The sequence below is a fragment of the Bacillus sp. S4 genome (assembly GCF_040838205.1).
GTDB classification, from domain to species: Bacteria; Bacillota; Bacilli; order Bacillales; family Bacillaceae_G; genus Bacillus_A; species Bacillus_A cereus_U.
Map to the genome: position 1 here is coordinate 23,755 of NZ_JBFPJI010000024.1, position 6,231 is coordinate 29,985.

The window sequence follows — 6,231 nt, forward strand, 5'->3', positions numbered from 1 at the left end:
TGCCTTGAGACCTTTTTGCCATATATATTTATTTTTGGAATCCGCCAAGACTTTGCTCAGCCATTGCAACTAAACGTTTTGTAATTTCTCCACCAACAGAACCGTTAGCGCGAGCCGTAGAATCTGCTCCTAATTGTACACCAAATTCTTGAGCGATTTCGTACTTCATTTGATCGATTGCTGCTGTTGCACCTGGTACTACTAATTGATTGTAAGAACTTTGGTTTGCCATAGGAATATATCCTCCTTAGAGTTATAAAAGTTTTTTTGGTTGGACTAGCTGGAGTTGAACCAGATTATCGCCCCGTTGGCGCTAATCCATCGGTAATTAAGTTTGTACTCATAGTATGGATGTTACCTAGAAAGATATACAAAATAATAATTTGTAAATTTTGTAAAAAATATTTCATCATTTCGTAAATTATGAAATAAGAGTAATCGTTGTATTTTTAAGAAAGAAGGCTAAACTAAGAGCGAAATCATATGCGTTTTTTCATTGTATAACCAGCTTGGCTTACTTAACTTATGATTTGTTAAAGTGAGAAAAATTCCAGCTTAGTAAAATGAAAACTAAATCGGTAGCAACTGTATAGTTTTGTTTTAGCCCGGTATGGGGCAGAAAAAGGAACTAACCGCGTCTACGCAAGGCTAGATGCTCTCTCCAATCTAAAAAAGAGAGGCTTTTAAACGAAAATATAATTAAAGTGAGAAAAATTCCAGCTTAGTAATATAACACCTAAAAAGGCATCAGCTGCATAGTTCTGTTTTAACCCGGGATGGGGCAAGAAAAAGGAACTAACCGCTCCTATGCAAGGCTAGATGCTCTCTTTAACCTAAAAAAAGAGGCTTTTTAATTGTTTTTAAACGATAACGTATGGAGGAATAACGATGGGAATTTGCCCGCTTTGCAACGCGCTAGAATCACAAACATATTCTTGTCAAAATTGCCAAGGAATACTCCAAGATTATGGGAAAGCTGTAGATTACATAGATGATTACAGTGCATATATGGATCAGGAATTATTAAGTGCGGTAGACGGTTTAACACATAATAATTCAAATGAGTGCTGCAATCATATTTTTTATTGCGGAGTATGTAATGTGGAAACGGAAGTTGTAGTGAAGTTTGTATAAATAGAAAACTTCCACCTTATGAATGAGGTGGAAGTTTTTGTTTTTGTATTTGTGAGTTAATCATAGGGGACGGGATATTTCCGGTGTCAGGTGCAGTATTCGATTGGATTTGAGATGTTTTTTCTTTCGGACCGCACAAAGAATGTTCAGTTAAATAGATGGCATATTCATAAAATAATTGGCGCGTAAGTTCACTTTGTTCTTTTAACCTTTCATCTTGGAATACAGTTCGCCCCGGTTTAGAATTTGCTTCAAATAGCCACGGATTTTCCGCGGTGTCTAAACCAATGTCAAAACCAATTTCTCCAATGTTCCCGGTTACTTGTTGGTCGAGTGCATAACTGATTTGTAAGGCTGTTTGTTTTAGTTTATTTTCAATTTGGACTTGCTTTGTTGAATCAGGAAACAGTTCCTGAAGTAATTTCGTATCACCACCGCTATTTACATGAGTTGTTAAGCTACCTTTGCCGGCGATTTTTGCGACGATTGCACTGACGACCCAATTACCAAAATGATTCTTATTTGTATGAATGCGAAAATCGACGGGTTGCCCTTCGAAGCGGAGCAGTGAGATACCTTGTTGTACGATAAACTTTTTTAAATCATGTCCTTTTAACACATGGTTAAGAAGTGCTTCTAATGATTGATACTTTCTTAGTTTATTTTGTTCATTTTCACGATAACGACAATAGTAGCAATTATCAGTTTGAGAATAGAGTATTTGATGAATATTTCTTCCGAAGCTACCGTGTATTGGTTTCATATAAATGTACTTATACGTACCGAGAAGTCGTTCTACTTGTTCAAAATGTTGAAATACTTCTGTATTTGGTAAGAATGGTTTAATTGAATCTTCTTTTATTAAAAGTTGATGCACTTCCCATTTGTTGAAAAATCCTGGATTAAACCATGGAATCGCATAGTCGCTTTCTAATCGTTTTTTTGCTCTTACGATAGGTTTGTAATTTTCTGCTTGCCGATTTGGTAAACGGTCGTAAATGACATTTGGTAAAGGGACTTTGTTTTTTACCCATTTGCTTTCTTGAAAGAAGTACCCTTCAATTGTTTCCTCTTCCCAGTTTATATGTTGAATGCCAAAGACAAATACAAAGGGCTGCAATGTGAATGGTGGTGTTAGTAACTCGCCGAGAGAGATGGAACGATTCCCTAAAGGAGAATTAGAATCATCGTTAAAGCCAGTTGTGAAAATCCCGATTAATGGACCGAAAACAATGGTTTGATTTTGTATGAAGGCATGGATTGTTGCTGAATGCGGTAGTAAAAGTTTAGCTGCAATTTGTTCTCCAATAATGATTTCTCGAGTGAATGAATAATGAATTTTAATACTCTCACATGTAATATAACGTAAGCCAAAGGAAAGGGATGTAATTGGTGGTGTAATAGAAAAAACGTAAGGTAAAGTAATACTATTTGGATTCTCATCTGAAATACTTAATGTATATATGTGCTCTTTCAACGGGGATTTCCTCCTTTCGTTATGGTGTAAATCGGCTAAACTTTAATGGACCATGAAAAATTTGTTCAGCGAGTTCGTCGTTGTACCTAGTATAAACTTCGTAAGACGGCATCGTATTGACGTACATAAGCCAAATGGCACCTTTTTGATCCATAATGGTAGAAAGCTCTAATTCAAATAATGACGAATAGGACTGATCGAGTGTTTTAAACACTTCATTTACAACATCATGTAAGGCATCTTTCAATAATTGAACACCAGTTGAAGAAAGCAAATATTTAATTTTGGAAAATGGATGTAACATGGACCGCTCTGTTACTGAAAGTAAAAATTGCGCTGGGAATGAAGACTTTTGTATGAATTGACCAAGTACTTCCCAATTCTGTTCTTTGTTTTTTTGCATAATGGTTCGAATATGAATTGGATATGATAGTTGATTTGGAGGTTGTAACATTGGATGGATCATATAATGGGATGAGTGTACGTTCGATTTGCACCATGATATAAATTCATCTGTCCGTTTGAACTTAGTAGAAGTACAATGCTGTTCATTTATTGTATCGATATGAAATGTTTTATGTTTGTAAGTGACTCGATATAAATTTTCATTAGAGTGTATATTGATAGGACGTATAACAATATCTCTTGTTTCTAGTAGTAATTTGAAAATTCCTTGGACCGTTCCTTTTTTTATTTTTGGAATGTAAGGAGAAAGACGTTTATTAGTAAGAAAAAGATTGTGTAAATCACTTGGATTAATAAGAGTGTTATTTAAAAAAGTAGTCGAGGAACGTTTGCGTAATGAATGAATAATCGATTTTGCTTGTTGGAATGCTTTATCCTCCTTGAAATGACAGCGATCATATATATATGAAGGAATGGGAAAGGTTTGATCTATCCAATTTCCTGTATCTGTATCGTAAATAAGACCAGAAACAAGATCTGTCTTTGAATCAATGCTAAACGGTGTGAATTGGGCAACGACGTTATGATAAAGACGAGCTCGCTTAGCGATTTCGGTGTAATACATTTGCTCGTGATGAAATTTAGAAGTTAAAAGACCAAGAACCAACGAAACCCCTCCTTTATTAACAGGATGTTTGCATAATAGGCGAAGCTATATATTGCAAATACATTTTTATACCATTATACTTTTGTCCGTATGATGATATGCTATAGTTTTGGAGAAGTGAAAGGTTGATTATGATGAATATATGGTTGAATATGCTAACAACGACAGGACTCGGGGCGATTATTGGAGGGTACACGAATCATTTAGCAATAAAAATGTTATTCCGTCCTCATCGTCCTATTTATATTGGGAAGTTTCAAGTTCCATTTACGCCAGGGTTAATTCCGAAGCGTCGTGATGAGCTTGCTGTTCAATTAGGGAAAATGGTTGTAGAACATTTGTTAACACCAGAAGGAATCGGAAAGAAATTAACAAATGAAGAGTTTCAAGCCAGTTTAATTCGCTGGGCACAAGTGGAAGTTGATAAAGTAATTACGAATGAACAGTCGTTACGGGATATGTTAGAAAAATGGAATTTAGAACATGTAGAAGAAGAGGCGATTCAAAAAATTGAACATGTTATTACAGAAAAAATTCATGCATTTTTAGCAGAGTACTATACATATACATGGGAACAGGCTTTACCTCATTCTGTTCATGAAAAAATAGAGAATACGATTCCGAATGTAGCATCTTTTATTTTGAAAAGAGGAATTCGCTTTTTTGAAAGTGAAGAAGGAAAGGCACGCCTTTCAAAAATGATTGATGACTTTTTCGCTTCTCGCGGGACACTACTTAATTTAGTCGGTATGTTTTTAGGGAATGTAAGTTTAGTGGATCGTGTGCAGCCGGAAGTGATTAAGTTTTTAGGACAAGATGGAACAGAGCGGCTGTTAACTGATGTATTGCAAAAAGAGTGGGAAAAGTTAAAAGGAAGAGGCGTACAAGAATTAGAAACGTTTGTAGAGAAAGAAATGATTGTGAGCTCTATATTGTCAGCTGTTAAAGTAGAGGAAACGGTGAGTAAATTTTTAAACCAATCTGTGCAGAAAGTATGTGAACCAGTTCGAGAAACAATCGTTGAAAAAGTGCTTCCTAGCGCAGTAGAGAAAGGCTTGAAGTGGGGAACAGAAAATGTAGCGAGCATACTAAACAATCTACAGCTTGCGGAAATTGTCCAGCAAGAAGTATCTACATTTTCAACAGAGAGACTAGAAGATCTCGTATTGTCCATTACAAAAAATGAGTTGAAAATGATTACGTATTTAGGTGCATTATTAGGCGGAATGATTGGACTAGTACAAGGGTTGTTACTTCTGTTCCTTAGGTAATAAAAGCGAATACATAGAAATAAAGTGAAATTTCTTCACATCTCTTGCATAGTTTGATATGGTAAGAAGAGGTGCCTATGTAAAGGCACGTAAAAGGCAGTGCGAGCGAAAAGCGCTAGCCTTCTAAAGGAGGAAAAATAAAATGACAAAAAACATTCATGATGTTGCATATGAATTACAAAAAGCAATCGCTGAAAACGAAGATTTCCAAACATTAAAAGCAAGCTACGCAGCAGTACAAGGAGATGCAGAGTCAAAGAACTTATTCGAAGAGTTCCGCACGATGCAACTTGGCTTACAACAAAAGATGATGCAAGGTCAAGAAATCACTGAAGAAGACAACCAAAAAGCACAAGAAGTTGTAGCTCGCATTCAACAAGATGCTAAAATCACAAAGTTAATGGAAACTGAGCAACGTTTAAACATCGTTATCACTGACGTTAATAAAATCATTATGCAGCCACTTGAAGAATTATATAGCGCGCAACAAGCGTAATGATAGAAGACGCTCCTAGTATGGGGGCGTTTTTTTTGTGTAGGAAATTTGATAGTCCTTCCACAAAAAAATCCCCGTCGAAATAGCCATTTGTTAGTGACTATTTTGACGGGAATATATGATGTATCTTTCAATTTCTCTTTTACATATATAATTACTTGTTGAAATACTCAGTTCTAATATTTTTTTCTTTCAAAAACTTTTCAATTTCTTTTTGCTTCCTACCATTAACTTTCTCAAAGCGTTTTGTAAAAGAAAAATCAGTTTTGAATAAGTTACCATCTTGCGCGATTTTGTCTAATTCGTGCTCTAGTTCTACTGAAAGTGCCGTAGATGCTGAAATGAATTCATACATTTCTTTCGAAGGTTTTTTGTAATCATCAGGGATCGTATTGTTACTAATAAAATCATGGAAATTCGCATCATTTTGTTGCGCTAAATCTACTAGTTGCTTTAATTGCTCTCGGTCGGATTCCGTGACATTCTCGTCAGACATAGATGATGAAAGTGGAACGATGTTTTCGTCTAACTCTCCGCTATAATTTAAATACGTCTTTATATTTTGTTTCATTTCGTCTTCGTTAATCGTTTCATTCTTTTTTGAGGAAGTGAATATAGTTTCTGGAATTTTTATCGTTACATCTTTAATAGATTGCACATCGTTTTCTTCCTTAGGTTGTGCACTGTTTGAACAAGCTGATAGAAATAAAATTGTAAGTAACATGAGTAGATATAAAGTATACTTCTTCATTTTAATCTCCTTTTATATTCATTATTATCT

Annotated in this window: 7 protein-coding genes; 3 read left to right on the forward strand and 4 right to left on the reverse strand. The window is 35.2% G+C overall.

Translation table 11 applies throughout. The features are described 5' to 3' along the window. Nucleotides 1-28: 28 nt before the first annotated feature. Nucleotides 29-232, reverse strand: a complete 204-nt coding sequence (gene sasP, locus AB3X48_RS05660; protein ID WP_000013349.1) for a small acid-soluble spore protein, SasP family — start codon at nt 230-232, stop codon at nt 29-31. A 656-nt stretch (nt 233-888) separates the two neighbouring features. Between sasP and AB3X48_RS05665 the strand changes: the two genes are divergently transcribed. Beyond that, nucleotides 889-1,134, forward strand: coding sequence for a hypothetical protein (locus AB3X48_RS05665; protein ID WP_016103832.1), 246 nt, complete (start codon nt 889-891; stop codon nt 1,132-1,134). Nucleotides 1,135-1,150: 16 nt separating this feature from the next. Here AB3X48_RS05665 and AB3X48_RS05670 read toward each other — a convergent pair whose 3' ends face one another. Both AB3X48_RS05670 and AB3X48_RS05675 read right to left on the reverse strand, forming a co-directional pair. Then, nucleotides 1,151-2,611 (reverse strand): YheC/YheD family endospore coat-associated protein, encoded by a 1,461-nt coding sequence (locus AB3X48_RS05670; protein WP_016103833.1) that lies wholly within the window; start codon nt 2,609-2,611, stop codon nt 1,151-1,153. 19 nt (nt 2,612-2,630) lie between these two features. Further along, nucleotides 2,631-3,683, reverse strand: a complete 1,053-nt coding sequence (locus AB3X48_RS05675) for a YheC/YheD family protein (protein ID WP_016103834.1) — start codon at nt 3,681-3,683, stop codon at nt 2,631-2,633. 125 nt (nt 3,684-3,808) lie between these two features. Here AB3X48_RS05675 and AB3X48_RS05680 point away from each other — a divergent pair, with 125 nt between their 5' ends. Further along, nucleotides 3,809-4,954, forward strand: a complete 1,146-nt coding sequence (locus tag AB3X48_RS05680) for a DUF445 domain-containing protein (RefSeq protein ID WP_088098715.1) — start codon at nt 3,809-3,811, stop codon at nt 4,952-4,954. 142 nt (nt 4,955-5,096) lie between these two features. After that, a complete protein-coding gene (locus tag AB3X48_RS05685; protein ID WP_088098716.1) occupies nt 5,097-5,450 on the forward strand; it encodes a YlbF/YmcA family competence regulator in 354 nt (117 codons plus the stop codon). A 154-nt stretch (nt 5,451-5,604) separates the two neighbouring features. Here AB3X48_RS05685 and AB3X48_RS05690 read toward each other — a convergent pair whose 3' ends face one another. Beyond that, nucleotides 5,605-6,201: an NDxxF motif lipoprotein gene (locus AB3X48_RS05690; RefSeq protein ID WP_367959013.1), complete on the reverse strand. Its 597-nt coding sequence runs from the start codon at nt 6,199-6,201 to the stop codon at nt 5,605-5,607. Nucleotides 6,202-6,231: the final 30 nt, after the last annotated feature.

Coding starts and splice junctions, on each gene's coding strand:
- sasP (WP_000013349.1), bottom strand. CDS start 232: ATGGCAAACCAAAGTTCTTACAATCAATTAGTAGTACCAGGTGCAACA.
- AB3X48_RS05665 (WP_016103832.1), top strand. CDS start 889: ATGGGAATTTGCCCGCTTTGCAACGCGCTAGAATCACAAACATATTCT.
- AB3X48_RS05685 (WP_088098716.1), top strand. CDS start 5,097: ATGACAAAAAACATTCATGATGTTGCATATGAATTACAAAAAGCAATC.
- AB3X48_RS05690 (WP_367959013.1), bottom strand. CDS start 6,201: ATGAAGAAGTATACTTTATATCTACTCATGTTACTTACAATTTTATTT.